Here is a 17,219-nt window from a genome sequence, read left to right as displayed (position 1 = left end):
AGATGTGTATAAGAGACAGGCTCGTCCCTGCTCGTCCCTGCTCCCTTCCCCGCAGGCAACTTCCCACCTTGTCTGGCGCTGTCTTTTAACACGGAGAGATATTTAGACCATTGCGATCGCCAGAAATCGGATTCGGGGCGGTTGAGTAAAGCTTTACTGTAACGTAGCAAGTCTAACCAACCAGCCTCAAATTCTAAATCGTTACCGATTTGTATGAGTTGCTGAAGCGTTTGTTTTGCTATTTTGATAACTTCTGGAGGAACTTGACCGCGATCGGGCAGTTCTTCTATTGCCATTTCCAAGTCCAGCACGACGAGATCGAAGCCTTGTTCGGCAAATTCTTGAAATAACTTCGTCTGTTCGTTGGCTTCCGGTAAGTAGAGTTGCTGAATTTCTTGGCGCAGAACTGCAATGCGATCGACGCTAGGTTGGACGACAGCGATCGCCGCTTCTCCTGTTGCCTCAACTTGCAAACTTGCAGTCAGAAGCTCTCCCGCCTCTGCCAGCATTTGTGACAGCTGACCGTCTTCTAGCGGAGGTGCAATTTGCAGGTAGCGCAAGTCTGAAAGTAAGTCCTCTAGAATAGTTGAGACATAAAGAATCCCATCAGCACCCACCGTCACGGCTCCACCCTTGATCGTGTGGACGCAGCGATAAGTTTCTTGAATGTCTGCCGTCCAAGTTTGAGGCTGAAGCTTTTGGACGAGATTTATGTATGTTTGCAGATAAGTTTGAGTATCAACAGCAAACATACTGCGCAGCTCTTGCTGTAATTGCAGCTCGGCTACGTCAACAAAATCTGACTCAGCAGCAGTGGAGCTATGTTGTTCCAACATAATCGGGTATATGGGTGTAGTATATATTTACTGATAACTAGTTACTGTGTAGAGGTGTTACATGTAATGCCTCTACACTGCTCCCTGCTCTCTGCTCCCTGCTCCCTGTACCTCTTCAGAAATACGGAAGAAACTGACTTTTTCCAATAACGTCCGCGCCATGTTGTCAATTAATCCGGCTTGTTCCTGGGTGAAACTAGATTGCTGTTCTGTCTTAGCAGCTACCGTCGCAATTTCTTCAATCGATCGCAGTGTCGTTTGTGCTTCTGCAGCGATCGCTTGGCTAGATGCTGTTACTTGTTGTCCTACCTGAGCCACGCGATCTGTCACGTCTTTAATCAGCTCGAATACGTACTGCGATTGTTCTACACTACCAACGAATTGATTCACTGAATGGCTGATGCCTTGCACGTCTTGGTTAATCCCAGACACTACAGTTTGAATTTGAGCTGCTTGCTGCTGCAACATTAGCAAACCTTGGTTTGTTTGTACGGCAAGATCGTTCACTTGAGTCGCGATGGTTTCAAACTCGCGGGCAACACTAGCAAATTGGTCGGGGTCTTGCTGTCCAGAGGCACGCGCGGCAATCATAGAAGCATTTAAAGCAAGTACCCGTGTCAGTGCGGCAACTCGTTTTTGGTCTTTGGCAAACTGGGCAGCTGAGGTCACGAAGTTAGTTAATATTTGGGCGCGTTTGACGATTTGCTCCGTACCTGAGTGGAGAACTTTAATTTCTTCGGTTAGTTTCACCATTTCCTCCTGTCCTTGGGTAACAGCGATTTGTGCCTGTTGCACGGCTTGGTCTGATGCCAATGCTTGTTGTGCTGTTTGTTGGGACAAATCCGAGAAAGTGACAACTGAGGCTTGCACGGCGTTAACTGAGTGTGCCTGTTGCTGTGCTTGTTGGGCTGTTACTGCTGCTAGTTGTTCTAGCTCTGTCGATCCCTGAGTTACTTGTTGAGCGGTAGATAACACTGTCGCCATGATCCGCGCTAATTCTTCAATTAGGCGGTTGAGGGTATCTGCTACGAGTCCAGTAGCGCGATCGCTTACTGGTGCTTGTACCGTCAAGTCTCCGCTCTCCAATGCTGCGACTGCATCGAGTAGATGACCCACATCTGATTGTAAAACGTGGCTCTCCTGTTCGATCGCCTCTTTCAATTGCTTAATCTCAGCAGTCCCTTTTAAGTTCTCCAATAGGTCTTGGATTTGGTCAGCCATCTGATTGATATTAGCTCCTAGCATTGCCAATTCGTCACTACCTTTGACTGCAAGACGTACATCCAGATCGCCCGCTCCCAACTTTTGGACGGTTTTAGTTGCTGCCTCAATTGGTTGGAGCGATCGGTTGACTAATAAGACTGCGATCGCGCTTACTGCAATTGCTGCGGCTAGAGTACCAAAGGCAAAAATTTGCGCCAAGCGATTGTTGACTGCAAAAGCAACGTTTCGATCTGACAGAATAAAGGCATCCCAACCTAAATCGGGTAGTCCTTGTGTTGGCTCGAACGGAGCATATCCTCCAACTACATATCGTTTTTCTAATGGTTCGTAAGACTCTGTCGGTGCAGCTTTTCTAACCTGGCGCAGTTGCGGAAAAGGAGTGAGGTGTTCGGCGGCATCCATGCCTAAAGTCTCAGTGCCATCATTGGTGACAAAAACCTTACCTGCTTTATCGACTAAGTGATACGTTCTGTCATTTTCACCATAGCTCTTAACCAGATCGTCTAGAAATCGAACTGGCATTTGGGTACGCACGACACCAATTATTTTATTAGTAACTGAATCTCGTACGGGTGCGGCAAGATAAATAACAGTTTTACCTGTAGATGGAGCAACTCTGGGTTGAGAAACAAATCGCTTTCCAGTGGCAAGGACGGATTGAAAGTAATCTTCGCTTTTATGACTGCCAAGTTTAGCCCCTTGGGAAACTAAGATATTATTGCCGCTTAAATCGATGAAGGCGATATTGTCATAGACTTCATACGTTGCAGCGTAATTGGTTAGTACCTGCGAACGGTCTTTTACAGAAACAACTTGCTTCACTTTCTCATTGCGCAAAATTGGCAGATTACTGAGAGCTTGAATATCGCCGTAACGCTCAAACAGAAAACGTTCAACTTTGTCCATCATTGCTACAGTTTCTTCCTGCTTGGCAAGTTCGATTTGCGCGTCTAACATGTTAGCTGCGATGAGATTAGCCGCAATCCCTGCGATCGCCACAGGCAGCGTACCAATTGCTACTGCTGCCAAAGTGGTTTTTAAACGCAAACTCAACCCTTTTTTGGTAGAGCGGTTGGCATTACTTGAAGGTGATGGAGCTGCATTGTTAGGAGCAGATAGCAAGCCGAGGTCTGATGAATTCATTGTCATAAGAGCAGGAAAAATGACTGGATAAGCAAGTCAAAAGTTAAAAGTTAAAAGTCAAAAGTCAAATATTCGTAGGGGCGGGTTTAGCCAGGCGAGCGAGCGATTACAGAGTTTTTTTTCCAAAACCCGCCCCTACAGCCATCTATAGGGACGATATGCCGCAGAGCGTTAAGTTGTTGTCAGTTCCATAGCAACAGTATCTTCAGCCTCAGATAATAAATCCAAGTCTGATAAAACTGTATTTTGCTTCAAGGCAGTTTCTGGTAAGCGGAAGAATTGAATGCTGCTGAGTAACTTGCGCGATAGCTGTTGCATCTGTTCCGATTGCAGGCGCGTACTCTGAGTGAGTAGAGCGGTACGTTTGGCGAGGTCGGCAATGTCATTCATCGCTTGAGCTGTAGATTGGGTAGCGTGGAGAATCTCATCGCTAGAACGAGATACCCCTAGTCCAGCCTGTACGACCTCTACGGTACTGCTGCGGACGTTACTAAACACTTGGTTCGACTGTTCCACACCCGTCGTAAAGTCGCTCACCAATCCACCCAAGCTTTGTACTTCACCGTCAATTGCCGATACTACACTATGAATTTGGTCGGTACGCTGTTGTAGAGTGAAGAGTCCTTCGTTTGTCTGCTGCGCTAGAGTACTGACTTGAGCCGCGATCGCCTCAAATTCTCGCGCTACAACTAAGAACTGTCTGGGGTCGCGCTGTTCGGACGCACGGGCTGCTACCAGGGTGGCGTTTAAAGCTAGAACTTGGGTCAAAGAAGCAATCTGGCTTTGGTCTTGCACGAATTGATCTGCTAGACCGACAAATTCACCCAGAGTTTTCATTTTCTGAATAATTCGGTCAGTACCTTGACTGAGAACGTCAATACCTTTAGTCATTGCTTCCAGCGCCACTTGACCTTGTTCTACTGCCGATTGTACTTCGGTGAGTGATTGATTCGAGCGATCGACCGTTCCCGCAGAGTCTTGTGCTGATTCACCTACCTGTTGGGTTAACTGTAGTACCTGTTCTACTTCTTGAGCTTGGGTTGCCGCGTTATTTGCTACAGTTTCAGCTAGCTGTCCCAAGGCACTAGAACCCACGGAGACTTGTTCTGCTGCGGCATATACCTGAGCCAGCACTTGTCCGAGTTTTTCTAACAGGCGGTTGAGGGTGTCTGCCACTAGCCCGGTAGCGCGATCGCTTACATCAGCTTGCACTGTTAAATCCCCTTCTTCTACTGCCGACACCACATCCAGGATGTGGATCACTTCCATCGACAGCGCTTCCCCTTCTTGTTGGTTGAGTTCTGCTTGTTTTAGCTGTTCCTGGGTAGATACCGACCGCGATACTTCCTCACGAATCCGATCCTCGTTAGCCGCAACCTGCTTCAACAAGTTGAAAAATGAAGTTGACAACCGACCGATCTCGTCTTGTTGCTGCATCTGCATTTCGGTTTGGGCATCTGCTTGCGCTAGCTTGTTACATTCATCTAGAATTGGGCGCAAGCGACGAGTGAGGCTGCGCACGAAGAGTAAAACTACGGCTGCTAGCAATAAACCTGCACCTAACGCACCAGCGATCGTAATTGTCAAAACTGGACCGAGAACAACTCCTTCCGGTACTGCTGCCATCATTAACCAATTGGTGCTGGGAACTCTTTGATAAGCCCAGAATTTACCTCCCGTCCACAATAGTCCCGATCGCTCTTTTTTGTCCGGCGATGATATTTTCGACCAGATGGCTTTGAGTTCTGGGACTGTCTCGTAACCGCTCTGATTTTTAGCGCGATCGGGTGCGGGTGGGTAAGACATGAGTTTACCCTGTTCGCTGGCGAGGACAAAATAGCCCTGGTTACGAATCACGGATTTGGAGATCTGGTCGCTCAAAGCCCCTAAGTTTACGTCGATCGCGGTGATACCAAGAATTTTATTGTTGCGATCGCGGATTACCTTACTAAAACTGGTCATGGGGATGTTATACCAGGAGTAAGGCTCAGTCCAGCTTTCGCTTCCCTGTGCTATAGGATCTTTAAAATATGATTGAGTCGGGTAATTGTCCTCCTTGAACAAATCCACTTGAAAAAGTTGGTCGTCAGGTGCAGCTAAACGCTTACCAGGCTGCTTGGGGTCTTTCTGGTCTATATAGAAATACGTTCCATGCCATTGACGGTCTGGAAGAATTGCATAAGCCGTTTGTTCCAATGCCATACCCATAGCCAAAGTAGGGCGATGGAGAAAGGATTTGAGCAGTAAAGCATCAAGTAGGTCTGCATTGACCGCTTTCTTGCTGCTCAATAACTCAGATGCACCAGTTAAATCGCGCATCGATTGCTTAACAGGTTCTAACTTACCTTCAATTGAGGTTATCTCAGTGTTTAAGTTATCGCCGATCTGAGCGAGGATTTGTTGTTTTAAAGACTGATAGAAGAAAAAACTAATACCACCGAGACTAACTAACGCACCGCCCATGACGGAGATAAACAGTACTGTACCGATGGAATTAAACCGAATTTTTCGCCCAGGACTGTTTTGCGGGGCAGACGAGGAAACGGTAGGTTGATTAGTAGTCATATGATTGAGAATATTGTTTACAAAAAAGGGAGTCGGGAGTCGGGAGTCGGGAAAGAATTCAAAATTCACTACACCCCACACCCCACACCCCACACCCTATTTACTGGTCACTGGTCACTGGTCACTGGTCACTGATAACTGCTCCCTTTATCAAGTCGATCGCCATCTCAGGGGTTGCCACAATGAATCTGCTAAGATTTCCGGTTTGAACAGTCGCATGTTTGGCTCAGTATTTGACTGCGCGGCATCAAATAAATCTGGTGGCAATTGGGAATGCGATCGCATTCCCAGGGTGCGATCGACAACTAACCCTAGTCCTGCTTGTTCCGCCGCCGCAGCGCTTAATTGCACCACTGTCAGTTTTTCTGCGGCAAAACCCTTAGCAACACCCAAGAGTTGACGCAGAGAAACCAAGGGGATAACGTGACCTGCATGATGGAGTACTCCCATCATCACTGGCGAGTAGAACGGCATCACCAGGATCTGCGATCGCTCGACAATTGGAATTTCTGCCACTAGAGTCAGCGGCAAGACAAAAGTAAATTGTTCGACTTGGGTGAGGATATATCGCTGTTGCTTTTCCTCAAGCTGGATCGATGCATCACTTTGGGCGATCGCGTCAGGAGAGGGATTCATTAGCGTACCTTTTGTAAAGCTTGCTCGACGGTTTCCCGCGTCACGGGTTTGATCAAATAATCATCGGCTCCAGCCCGTTTCATGCCATAGTCAATCTCCAGTGGAGTCTTTTTAGTCGAACAGAAAATGACGTACTGCTTTGCAGTTTTCTGGTTAGAACGCACCTCGCGCAAAAACTTGTAGCCGTCTTGTTCTGGCATCACAATATCTAGAAATACAGATGCATAGTCTCGATCTGTAAGCATTTGCATAGCTTCCTTCGAGTCGGAACAAGCATCGACTTGATGCCCTAAACCTTCTAATAAAGAAGTGAGTAAGTGGCGATCGACCGAGCTATCATCAACAACTAAAAATTTCATGAGTTTGTCGTCCTTTCGTGTGGTTTAGTTGACCTTAATATTTAGAATTCCCATTAACAGTTGTCAGTTATCGTAGGGGCGGGTATGAAGCGCAGATGACTGCTGAAGTCATAATTTTTTTGCTAAACCCGCCCGTACTGGTGCATAAAGAAAGGGTATAGGGTATAGAATTTAATCGTGAATTGCGCATAAAATTACACAACCATATCTTTAGTGGTGGGGGCTATTTCAAATAACATTTGCCGCAAATCTGTGCGAAATGTTGGGACTTCGGCAGGGGTACGGGGCTTAGCTAAAAACTTGCAATTTGCCCACTGCGCCCGCCATTGGTTGGAAACAGATTTTTCAGCTGTCAGTAACACCAGAGGCAGGGATGCTAGTTGGGGTTGTCGTCGGATTTGCTTAATCAGGTCGAATCCAGAAGCTCCTGGCATATTGATATCGAGAAAAATTGCTAAGGGTTGAGATTCCATCATTGTTTGCACCGCAGTCAGAGCATTGTTGGAATACTTCACTTGGTATCCCCAACCTTCTACGAGCTGACGAAATTGCTGGATTAGTAGAGGCGAGTCATCAACAATAAATATTTCTGCTGAAGATTGAGAATTGCCAGAAGTGTTAACGGACTTTTCTATTTCTACTAAGCCTCTTTCGATCAAACGGCTAAAGAATTTTGCGACTTCTAAAGGATCTTTTCCCATCGTGCGGGCGATCGCCGCTAAATTTTTACCTGGTTGGACTAAGTTTTGTAACTGCTGCTGTTGTGCTGTTGGCATAGAAGCAGCTGCTATTGCCTCCTGTTTCAATATCAAAGTGCTGTCGAGGGAAGGAATGTATTTTTGCAGTTGCTTCCATTGACTTTGGCGGTTCGAGGCTTCTACAAACAAACCACTCAATTCAAAGCCGCGAATTGGAGTATTGACAACGAGTTCGGGTTCGGAAAAAAACTGAGCTTGTCCGCCGTAGTCAAATAAATATGTATCTAAATCGATGAGAATTTTTTGCCGCAGTGCTTGCGTTACGTCATCATGAGTGACCAATTTCATATTGACCATCTCGACGACAATTTTGCTTAAAGGGGTGGCTTCCTTACTAGATAATTCCTGTTGTAGCTGTCCGAATGCTTGTTGTGCTTGTGGTTGGCGCAGTTGAGGTATAGATTGATTTAAAGTTGCTAAAAAAGGCTTCCACGCTGCTAGTTTCTCAATTCCAGAGGAAATGACCCGCCCTTGCACGACTCCTAGATAGCGAGGCTGAGGAATACGAGAGCGCTCTCCTTTGCTTAATTGAATTTGCCAGTACCCTGTTAGGGTATCGTCAAAAACTTGCTTCAGTCGGTCGGTTAGTTCTGATGCCCCAAACGAAAAGCTTAAATTTGATTGCATACCAATTATCCGCGAAAGTCCCTATACTCTGGCAACCCTAGTTTTCTCGCTTTTATAGTTCCCTAAATTTTCAGATTGCTAACATCTTCGTCAAGAATTTAAGTGCAGGCGATCGCGGCAACAAAGGACAAAAGCTATCTATACTTTTTCTTAAGAGTCGCTAAGTAAGCGGGTTTTCTGCATTTAACGAACATAAAATCTTTTTAGATATTGACAGTAAGAAAGTGTTAAAAAAACCTATATTTTTGCAACGCTGTTTTCAACTTATCGCAATTGTCTTTGGCTTGTGGTTATTTTTCGATCTTGTCGCCCGTCTGGGGGCAGAGATTTTTTGGTTTCAAGAAGTCGGTCACTTGCCAGTATTGAGACTGCGACTATTGACCCAAGGTTTATTATGGGCGATTGGCTTTGGCATCACGGCTTTGTATTTGCTGGGTAATTTAGTGGTGGCTGAACGCTTGATAGAGAGCAGGGAGCAGGGAGTCGGGAGCAGGGAGGGACCAGGGGGACAAGGGGGACCAGGGGGACAAGGGAGCAACTACCAATTACCCACTACCAATTACCCACTACCAATTACCCATTACCAACTACCAACTACCAACTACCAACTACCCCCACACCTATTTCTCCCCCTAGTCTTGCTATTAAGTCTGTTGGTGGGGCTGTTGTTGTGGCATTACGGTCAAATTGCTAGGCAGTACTGGCAAACTGACTTGAATTTACCGAATATATCGCCGCTGATTCCCAAGTTATTTAGACCAGCATCAGTTTTCTCTCTGGGCGAACGATTGTTCTCCCAAGTTTGGGCGCTGGGTGTGTTGGCAGGATTAGCGATCGCCCTATTATTCTACACGCGCTTTTTTCTGTGGGCGATCGCGATTGTGTTCAGTGGAATTTTTGGTCTAGTTCTGTCTGGGAATTGGGCAAGAATACTGAAATATCTCAATCCCACCACTTTTAATAGTGCCGAACCCGTTTTCAATCGCGATATTAGCTTTTATATCTTCACCCTCCCATTAGGAGAATTAATAGAATTTTGGTTGGTGGGAATGTTTTTATATGGTTTAACTGCTGTCGCCCTGACTTATCTTTTAGCTGGAGATAACTTAAGTCAAGGGCGATTTGCCAGGTTTACGCGATCGCAGCAGCGACATCTAGAGGGATTGGGCGGCTGTTTTATGCTGGCGGTTGCTCTCAGTTATTGGTTGAACCGCTATGAATTACTTTATTCTCGCCGTGGTGTGTCCTTCGGCGCAGGTTATACGGATGTAACGGTACAGCTACCAGCCAATACTTTCTTAAGTTTATTGGCAGTGGCGATCGCTATTTTTTTGTTCTGGGGTGCAGTTTTTGGTTATCCCAAACAATTTAGACGCAAGTTTTTAATTGGAAGCGTTAGCACGTATTTACTGATTGCTTTGGGAACTGGTACGCTATTACCCTCAGCCGTGCAGCGTTTTGTCGTACTCCCAAATGAATTAGAACGAGAACGACCATACATTCAGCGAAGTATTGGATTAACTCGTCAAGCTTTTAACTTGGGAATCGATAACCGTACCTTCGATCCACAAAATAATCTTACCTATAAAGATATTCAAGCTAACGACCTCACCATTCGCAATATTCGCCTGTGGGATCAACGTCCCCTATTAGAAACAAATCGCCAATTGCAACAGATCCGACTGTATTATCGGTTTCCCGATGCCGATATCGATCGCTATACCTTACTACAAGATACAGTTGCGCGCCGACCCAGTGCCGCACCACCATCTACAACCGAACAACAGCAAACTGGTGTAAATGCAGTTAACACGGAGACAAGGCAAACTCTGATTGCAGCAAGAGAGTTAGACTATAGCGCTGTACCCCAAGAAGCACAAACGTGGGTCAACCAACACTTAATTTACACGCACGGCTATGGTTTTACCCTCAGTCCCGTAAATACTGCGGCTGCTGGGGGACTACCGGAGTATTTTGTCAAAGATATCAGCGATACAACAACCGATGGCAGTACTCTGTCTGTCTCTAGCGCAGCAATCCGCGATAGTATTCCCATCGGACAACCGCGAATTTATTTTGGGGAAATTACAGATACCTACGTCATGACGGGTACGCAGACAAAAGAATTAGACTACCCAAGTGGCAATGATAATGTTTATAACGTTTATGACGGTCGAGGTGGGATTAATATTGGCGCTTTTTGGCGACGGTTGCTATTTGCTAAGTATTTAAATGACTGGCAAATGCTGTTGACGCAGGATTTCACACCTCAAACGAAGCTACTATTTCGGCGTAATATTAATCAGAGAATTCGAGCGATCGCTCCCTTTATCCGCTACGATCGCGACCCCTATTTGGTAGTTGCAGATGCAGGAGATCGGCAAAGTTATCTTTACTGGATTGTAGATGGATATACGACCAGCGATCGCTATCCCTATGCCGAGCCTGGTAATGAGGGAATTAACTATATTCGTAACTCAGTTAAAGTTGTTATCGATGCCTATCACGGTACGGTCAATTTCTATGTTGCCGATCCTAACGATCCGATAATTAACACTTGGCAAAAAGTTTTTCCTGGTTTGTTTCAACCGTTAAACAATTTACCAAAAACTTTGCGATCGCACATCCGCTATCCCCTAGATTTGTTTAGCATCCAAGCAGAACGGTTGACAACTTATCACATGACCGATCCGCAAGTATTTTATAACCGAGAAGACCAGTGGCAAATTCCTACTGAAGTTTATGGCAGTGAAGCAAAATTAGTCGAGCCTTATTATTTAATCACTAGTTTACCTACTGTACCGTTTGAAGAATTTATCCTTTTATTGCCTTACATTCCCAGTCAAAGGACAAATTTAATTGCTTGGTTGGCAGCGCGATCGGACGGCGAGAACTACGGTAGATTATTACTGTACGAGTTTCCTAAACAACGACTGGTTTATGGTCCAGAACAAATCGAAGCGAGAATTAATCAAGATCCGGTGATCTCTCAGCAAATTTCATTATGGAATCGACAGGGTTCTAGAACAATTCAAGGAAATTTACTGATAATTCCCATAGAACAATCGCTGTTGTATGTTGAACCACTTTACTTAGAAGCAGCGCAAAATAGCTTGCCAACTTTAGTACGGGTCATCGTAGCTTACGAAAATAGAATTGTGATGGCAGAGACTTTAGAACAGGCATTAAAAGCTATTTTTCAACAAAAGGAAACACCTGCAACACCAATTATTCGCCCGGTGGAGGAACAGTGACCAGTGACTCCTGACCAGTGACCAGTTACTAGTTACTAGTTAACTGTCAATGACAGATTACCAATTACCAATTACCAATTACCCCTTGTCAGCAAGTATTGACTTGCAAGAGCCTTTTTGGTATCTATTTTTAATAAAGTTAGGGTATAAAAAGAGTCTTGGTAGGATTGAGATTTAATTAAAAATTAAGCATTGAAAAAACATATTTGAGTTATGGCTAACTTCAAAAGTAACGATCGCGCCGAGTCAGAAACAGCAAATCACGCGAATGTCACCCGTGGGAATAGGACAGGAGAAGTTAGCGATCGCCCGCACGCGGAACCGACTGTTGGACGCAGCAACAATGGAATACTCGTGTTTTTGTTGGGCGTAGTTTCCACCCTACTACTAGTCGTTTTAGTCGGTGGCGGATTGTATATATTTACGCAACAGAGATCGACTCAATCGGCGACAAATCTAATACCATCAAATAACGAACCTCAACCAAACGCTGCGCCACCTCCAACTCAAGCTGAGACGAGTACGACAGCCGCAAATCCTCCTGCTGCTACAACTGCGATCGATCCTTCGTTACCCGCGCCTCAAACTCTAAGCCTCCAAGTCAATCATGCTAACGGTACGACAGCGCGACTTGCGGGAATTACCTTTTCTGACGACCACATCACCGCCGATCTTACCGTGACAAACGGTCATCGTAATGGGATTCGACTTAATAACAGTCACGATATGGTCATTGCAGATAATTTAGAGACTGTCTCTAAAGGATCATGAAGTTGTAGTATGAGATTGTGCTAATCGTTTTAGCATCAATCGAATCATGACTGTGTAAATCATTGATTCACTCACCTCTGGTAAGAGTTCATAATCCTTACTCAGACGACGATACTGATTCCACCAAGCAAAAGTTCGCTCAACAATCCAACGCTTTGGTAAGACCTGAAACTCTCTTTGAGAACGGCAAACAACCTCGACTTGAGCCGAACAAACCTGCTGGATCACGCGGGCGAAATTCTCGCCACTAAAACCAGCATCTACCCAAATTAAAATTAAATTGTTAGAAAGTGGTGCAGCTTCCATTGTCACTACCACTCCTCCTAATCGTTCAGGAAAATTCGCCTCAGTTACCACTACTGCTAACAACAATCCCAATGTATCCACCAAGATAAAACGTTTGCGTCCTTTGACTAATTTACCTCCGTCAAAGCCATATACCTCCCCTTTTTTTCTGTGGTCTTGATTGATTGACTATCAATCATCCCAGCAGTTGGTAGTTCGGCTTTATTTACACTTTTGCGTACTCTTTGTCTCAGTTGAGTGTGAATTTGCTGCCATATTCCTAAGCGTTGCCAGTGTCGAAAATAGTTGTATGCTGTCTGCCACGGTGGCAAATCATGCGGCAACGCACGCCACCGACAACCTTCTGACAATACATAAAATATGCCGTTAAGAATTTCTCTCAAATCTACTTGTCGCGGACGACCAATCGCGTTTTCTGCTGGTAGCAACGGTTTGATTTCTTGCCACTCTGTATCTGTCAAATCACTTGGATAAGCTTTGCGGCTCATTTGTAGCTGATGTATTTCACTTTTTCTATATCCTGTACTGGTTCTGCCACTCTTTTGAGTTTGCTTTACTTTTCTTTAGAGACAGTCTCTCATATACCTACTGATAAAGCTTATTTACATGTTGTTGTGGGAAATTTACTATCTGCTGAGAACGAATCTGAAAGAGCGATCGCGTCTTTTGACCAAGCACTGAAAATTTATCCAGATGACGACAATACTTGGATAAATCGCGGTATAGCACTAAGGAATTTAGGACGATATAAAGAAGCACTCGCGTCTTTTGACCAAGCACTGAAAATTTATCCAAATTCTAACTTTGCCTGGGTAGCACGTGGTATTGTACTGGATGATTTAGGGCGCTATGAAATAGCGATCGCGTCTTTTGACCAAGCACTGAAAATTTATCCAGATGACGACAATGCTTGGATAGCACGTAGTATGGCGCTGAGGCATCTAGAGCGTTACGAAGAGGCAATTTTATCTTACAATAGAGCACTACAAATTAACCCATGTGATGATATTACTTGGTTATTTCGTGGCATGGCACTGAGAAAATTAGAACGATATAAAGAAGCGATCGCATCTTTTGACCAAGCGCTAGAACTCAATCCAAATAAGGATAGTGCTTGGTATATAAAAGCTTGCTGTTATGCCTTACAAGGAAACCTGGAGCAAGCAATTGAAAATTTGCAACGGGCAATTGAGCTAAACCCTGAAAAATATTGCCAAATGGCAAAAACTGACTCAGACTTCGATAGTATTCGGGAGGATGAGCGATTTGAGAAACTAATTCAGGGGATAAGCGAAGAAAATTGATTGTCAACCGTCTTCACGAAGTGTAGCGAAGCGTTTACTGTCAACAGTCAAAGAACAACAAGCTTTTTGTAGAATAGTAATGAAGCACTTAGAGGATAAAAAAGCCTATCGAGACTATCTACGGCAACTTACAGGGTCTAAAGTCTAGCCAACTGAAGCAACTAGCTAAACTTTACCACCAACGCTTACCAGGCGATCGCCTCACTACGCCTGAATTTGCCCAAAGGCTAGCGGCAATTAGTAGCGATATTAACCAGCCAGTCTGTGTTTATATTAACCGTCGCGGACAAGCGATCAGAGTCGGAGTAGGGACACCCAGACAAACTCAAATCCCGCCTTTAGAATTGCCCCGCTACGGTGCAGAAAGACTCAGCGGTATTCGCTGCATTGCCACACAGCTTAAGCCAGAGCCACCAAACGAAGCCGCGCTAACATCAATGGCGCTGCAAAGACTAGATGCATTAGTAACGCTCAACATTACCAGTGCTGGCTTTGAAAAGCGGGGTGGCGGAGTCACGGGATACGTCAAAGAAGCATACCTGTCCCATCTCGTACCCAGCACCAGTATAGAATCTCCACTCCCGTACGGGCGGGATTCTAAACCCGCCCCTACTGACCCCGTACGGGCATACAGCGGTGCGCCCCTACCAACTCTCCAAACCGCATGGAGTGTATCCCCACCTCTCAGCCTAGATAACCTTACCAAACAAGATTTTCTCGATTTGGTAGAAGGATTAGAAGCGGAGTTCGGACGGGAATTTATCGGTCAACAAGTCGATACAGACCGCGATCGCGTTTTACTAGTTGGAGTGGTAACAGATAATGCAGCAGCGCGAGAGTTTCAAGACCGTTTGGCGGAATTGGGACGCTTAGTAGAAACAGCTGGCGGCGAAGTGTTACAGACAGTGCAACAAAAACGTCCTCACATTCATCCTCAAACAGTGGTGGGTGCGGGAAAAGTGCAAGAAATTGCCCTCACAGCCCAAACTTTGGGAGCCAACTTGATTGTATTCGATCGCGATCTTTCTCCCGCCCAAGTGCGTAACCTAGAAACGCAAATTGGGATTAGAGTGGTCGATCGCACTGAAGTTATCTTAGATATCTTTGCCCAACGCGCCCAGTCACGAGCGGGTAAATTGCAAGTCGAACTCGCCCAATTAGAATACATGCTGCCCCGTCTGACGGGTAGAGGTCAAGCCATGTCTCGATTGGGTGGTGGGATTGGAACTCGCGGTCCTGGGGAAACAAAATTAGAAACTGAACGACGGGCAATTAGTCGTCGCATATCACGACTGCAACAAGAAGTCAACCAACTCCAAGCTCATCGATCGCGACTGCGTCAACAGCGCCAACACCAAGAAGTCCCCTCAATCGCCTTAGTTGGTTATACCAATGCTGGTAAATCGACATTGTTAAATGCTTTAACAAATGCTGAAGTCTATACTGCCGACCAGCTATTTGCTACCCTCGATCCGACGACACGCCGTCTAGTCATTACGGATGCGGATACAGGTACGCCGCAAGAGATTGTCCTGACAGATACAGTAGGATTCATTCACGAACTACCCGCATCGCTAATGGATGCTTTTCGGGCAACATTAGAAGAAGTGACGGAAGCCGATGCTTTACTCCACGTCGTGGACTTATCCCATCCAGCTTGGCAAAGTCAAATCCGTGCCGTGATGGGCATCTTGTCAGAAATGCCCGTTACTCCAGGTCCAATTTTATTGGCACTGAATAAAATTGACCAAGCCGATAGCGATACTCTAGCGCTGGCGCAATCTGAATTTCCTCAAGCTGTCTTTATTTCCGCCGAAAACCGTTTGGGTTTGGAAACCCTGCGACAACGGTTGCTTCAGTTAGCTAAATACGCGGTGACAACTGTGTAATTAGTTGACCGTCACCTGTCAACTGTCAACTGTCAACTACTAACTTTTCCACGATACCAAGCGGCAATCTTTTTAGGTGAAACGCCTAACAAATAAGCAATAATTGCAATTTGATTTTTGAGTGTAGTTTGGCAAACACCTTGTTTGAGCCAGCGACGGGGAGAGGTGAGGACAGGTGCAGGCAGAATAACGATGCGTCCATTGCGTTTTAAGCGTCGCACCAGTTCAAAATCTTCCATCATTGGTAAATCGGGGAATTGACCCAACTGATGAAATAAAGACGATCTTAAAAAAATAGCTTGATCGCCGTAAGGCATTTGCAGAAGTCGCGATCGCCAATTGACTCCCCATTCAATTAACCGCAAGCTACTTAAAGGCGAATCAATTTGTAATCGAAAAGCTCCCGCGATCGCGTGAGGTTTAACCAGTGCAGCCCGTACCATCACATCAAACCCAAGTGGTAGAAGCGTATCGGCATGGAGAAACAGGAGAATTTCCCCTGTTGCTGTGGCTGCACCCAGATTCATTTGTTTAGCACGTCCTTTAGGAATAGACAACACTTTTGCTCCCCAACCAGATGCGATCGCCACAGTATTATCTTGGCTGCCACCGTCCGCGACGATAACTTCTACATTTTTCCCTGTTTGCGTGCTAGCTAAAGTTTTTTCAATTGGGCGTGCTTCATTCACCGCTGGAATAATAATTGAAATTCTTTCTTCCTTGTCTCCCTTGTCTCCCCCCTCTCCCTTGTCTCCCCTCACGATCTCTGCTCCCAAATATACAGATCTTCAGGGCGATCGACATCTGGTAGTTGGGGTAAGTAAGCAATAGATAAATTCAACTGTTTGGCGATCGCAACTGTTTGAGACAAGACTTCAGGCGAGCCCCAATTAATCCCGACAAATAACTCTGGAATAAAACGGCGCAGACCGAGTAGATAGTAACCGCCATCCACAGCCGGACCAAGAACGAGATCGTTAGCCCACTGTAACTGGTTAAAAGCTTCTGCTAGTATCTCTACATTTAACCCAGGACAATCAGTGCCGATAATTACAGCACAGTCAGCACCATCATGAAATGTAGTGGCAAGCGATCGCGCCATGCGAGTCCCGAGATCTCCTTCTGCTTGGACTGTATAAATTAAGTCATTTCCCAACCACCGCATCATCAAATTTGAGTTTCCACCAGCAAAACAAACTTCTACCCTGACAGAACGTTGTGCTTGCAGTCGCTTCACCTGCGCCAGGGTATGCTCGGTCATCTGGCGATGCAATAAAGCTGCTTTTTCCGCACCTAAAGCGGGGATCAGTCTTGTTTTTGTCTTCCCTGGTTCAGGGTAGCGGGTGAAAATAATTAAACTTTCTCGGATAATTCTAGTAGCGTTCACAAAACAAAACTTTACAGTTATCAGTTATCAGTTGTCAGCGAACAGGGTATGGGGAATTGGTAGTTGGTAGTTTTTCTCCCCCAGCTTCCCCAACTCCCTCAGTTCCCGATCGCTCCGCGACTCTCTCTTCTCTCCCTTGTCCCCCTTCGCCCCCTAATCC

Annotated in this window: 13 protein-coding genes; 4 read left to right on the top strand and 9 right to left on the bottom strand. The window is 45.6% G+C overall.

Going from position 1 to position 17,219, the window contains the following annotated elements:
• The 6 genes from C7Y66_RS24940 to C7Y66_RS24915 form a co-directional block, all read right to left on the bottom strand.
• Positions 1-836: Hpt domain-containing protein (locus C7Y66_RS24940; protein ID WP_199197617.1), on the bottom strand; the 836-nt coding region annotated here is incomplete at its 3' end.
• A gap of 72 nt (positions 837-908) precedes the next feature.
• Positions 909-3,203, bottom strand: a complete 2,295-nt coding sequence (locus C7Y66_RS24935) for a methyl-accepting chemotaxis protein (protein WP_158265994.1) — start codon at positions 3,201-3,203, stop codon at positions 909-911.
• A 171-nt stretch (positions 3,204-3,374) separates the two neighbouring features.
• On the bottom strand, positions 3,375-5,768 hold the full coding sequence (locus C7Y66_RS24930) for a methyl-accepting chemotaxis protein (protein ID WP_106547642.1): 2,394 nt from the start codon (positions 5,766-5,768) through the stop codon (positions 3,375-3,377).
• Positions 5,769-5,918: 150 nt separating this feature from the next.
• On the bottom strand, positions 5,919-6,404 hold the full coding sequence (locus C7Y66_RS24925; RefSeq protein WP_106547641.1) for a chemotaxis protein CheW: 486 nt from the start codon (positions 6,402-6,404) through the stop codon (positions 5,919-5,921).
• Positions 6,404-6,763 (bottom strand): response regulator, encoded by a 360-nt coding sequence (locus C7Y66_RS24920; protein WP_106547640.1) that lies wholly within the window; start codon positions 6,761-6,763, stop codon positions 6,404-6,406. The genes C7Y66_RS24925 and C7Y66_RS24920 overlap by 1 nt, the downstream gene beginning before the upstream one ends.
• Positions 6,764-6,957: 194 nt before the next feature.
• Entirely contained in the window at positions 6,958-8,148 is a 1,191-nt protein-coding gene (locus C7Y66_RS24915; RefSeq protein WP_015154561.1) for a response regulator, read from the bottom strand.
• A gap of 224 nt (positions 8,149-8,372) precedes the next feature.
• On the opposite strand from C7Y66_RS24915, the gene C7Y66_RS24910 reads away from it, so the two are divergent.
• Positions 8,373-11,402: a UPF0182 family protein gene (locus tag C7Y66_RS24910; RefSeq protein WP_106547639.1), complete on the top strand. Its 3,030-nt coding sequence runs from the start codon at positions 8,373-8,375 to the stop codon at positions 11,400-11,402.
• A gap of 213 nt (positions 11,403-11,615) precedes the next feature.
• Positions 11,616-12,173, top strand: coding sequence for a hypothetical protein (locus C7Y66_RS24905; RefSeq protein WP_106547638.1), 558 nt, complete (start codon positions 11,616-11,618; stop codon positions 12,171-12,173).
• On the opposite strand, the gene C7Y66_RS24900 is transcribed toward C7Y66_RS24905, so the two are convergent.
• A protein-coding gene (locus C7Y66_RS24900) for an IS5 family transposase (RefSeq protein WP_233222838.1) occupies positions 12,168-12,967 on the bottom strand; the annotation gives its coding sequence in 2 pieces (ribosomal slippage) (positions 12,168-12,628 and positions 12,628-12,967; 801 coding nt in all). The two genes, C7Y66_RS24905 and C7Y66_RS24900, sit on opposite strands and share 6 nt — an antisense overlap.
• Positions 12,968-12,976: 9 nt before the next feature.
• On the opposite strand from C7Y66_RS24900, the gene C7Y66_RS24895 reads away from it, so the two are divergent.
• Together C7Y66_RS24895 and hflX are read left to right on the top strand one after the other, a co-directional pair.
• On the top strand, positions 12,977-13,783 hold the full coding sequence (locus C7Y66_RS24895; RefSeq protein ID WP_106547637.1) for a tetratricopeptide repeat protein: 807 nt from the start codon (positions 12,977-12,979) through the stop codon (positions 13,781-13,783).
• A gap of 107 nt (positions 13,784-13,890) precedes the next feature.
• A complete protein-coding gene (gene hflX, locus C7Y66_RS24890) occupies positions 13,891-15,672 on the top strand; it encodes a GTPase HflX (protein WP_106547636.1) in 1,782 nt (593 codons plus the stop codon).
• Between the two features lie 32 nt (positions 15,673-15,704).
• Here the strand turns inward: hflX and C7Y66_RS24885 are convergent, their stop codons facing one another.
• Together C7Y66_RS24885 and C7Y66_RS24880 are read right to left on the bottom strand one after the other, a co-directional pair.
• Positions 15,705-16,433, bottom strand: coding sequence for a TIGR04283 family arsenosugar biosynthesis glycosyltransferase (locus tag C7Y66_RS24885; RefSeq protein ID WP_199197615.1), 729 nt, complete (start codon positions 16,431-16,433; stop codon positions 15,705-15,707).
• The gene (locus tag C7Y66_RS24880; RefSeq protein ID WP_106547635.1) at positions 16,430-17,059 is read right to left on the bottom strand and encodes a TIGR04282 family arsenosugar biosynthesis glycosyltransferase; all 630 of its coding nucleotides are present in this window, start codon (positions 17,057-17,059) and stop codon (positions 16,430-16,432) included. Before C7Y66_RS24880 ends, C7Y66_RS24885 begins: the two co-directional genes overlap by 4 nt.
• Between the last annotated feature and the right edge of the window lie 160 nt (positions 17,060-17,219).

The organism is Chroococcidiopsis sp. CCALA 051, assembly GCF_003015105.1.
Classification (GTDB): domain Bacteria; phylum Cyanobacteriota; class Cyanobacteriia; order Cyanobacteriales; family Chroococcidiopsidaceae; genus Chroococcidiopsis; species Chroococcidiopsis thermalis.
This window is presented reverse-complemented; position numbering and strand designations above follow the sequence as displayed.

What these genes read in the sequence shown, in the direction of transcription:
- C7Y66_RS24935 (WP_158265994.1), bottom strand. Translation starts at nt 3,203, where the DNA reads ATGAATTCATCAGACCTCGGCTTGCTATCTGCTCCTAACAATGCAGCT.
- C7Y66_RS24930 (WP_106547642.1), bottom strand. Translation starts at nt 5,768, where the DNA reads ATGACTACTAATCAACCTACCGTTTCCTCGTCTGCCCCGCAAAACAGT.
- C7Y66_RS24925 (WP_106547641.1), bottom strand. Translation starts at nt 6,404, where the DNA reads ATGAATCCCTCTCCTGACGCGATCGCCCAAAGTGATGCATCGATCCAG.
- C7Y66_RS24920 (WP_106547640.1), bottom strand. Translation starts at nt 6,763, where the DNA reads ATGAAATTTTTAGTTGTTGATGATAGCTCGGTCGATCGCCACTTACTC.
- C7Y66_RS24915 (WP_015154561.1), bottom strand. Translation starts at nt 8,148, where the DNA reads ATGCAATCAAATTTAAGCTTTTCGTTTGGGGCATCAGAACTAACCGAC.
- C7Y66_RS24905 (WP_106547638.1), top strand. Translation starts at nt 11,616, where the DNA reads ATGGCTAACTTCAAAAGTAACGATCGCGCCGAGTCAGAAACAGCAAAT.
- C7Y66_RS24895 (WP_106547637.1), top strand. Translation starts at nt 12,977, where the DNA reads ATGTATTTCACTTTTTCTATATCCTGTACTGGTTCTGCCACTCTTTTG.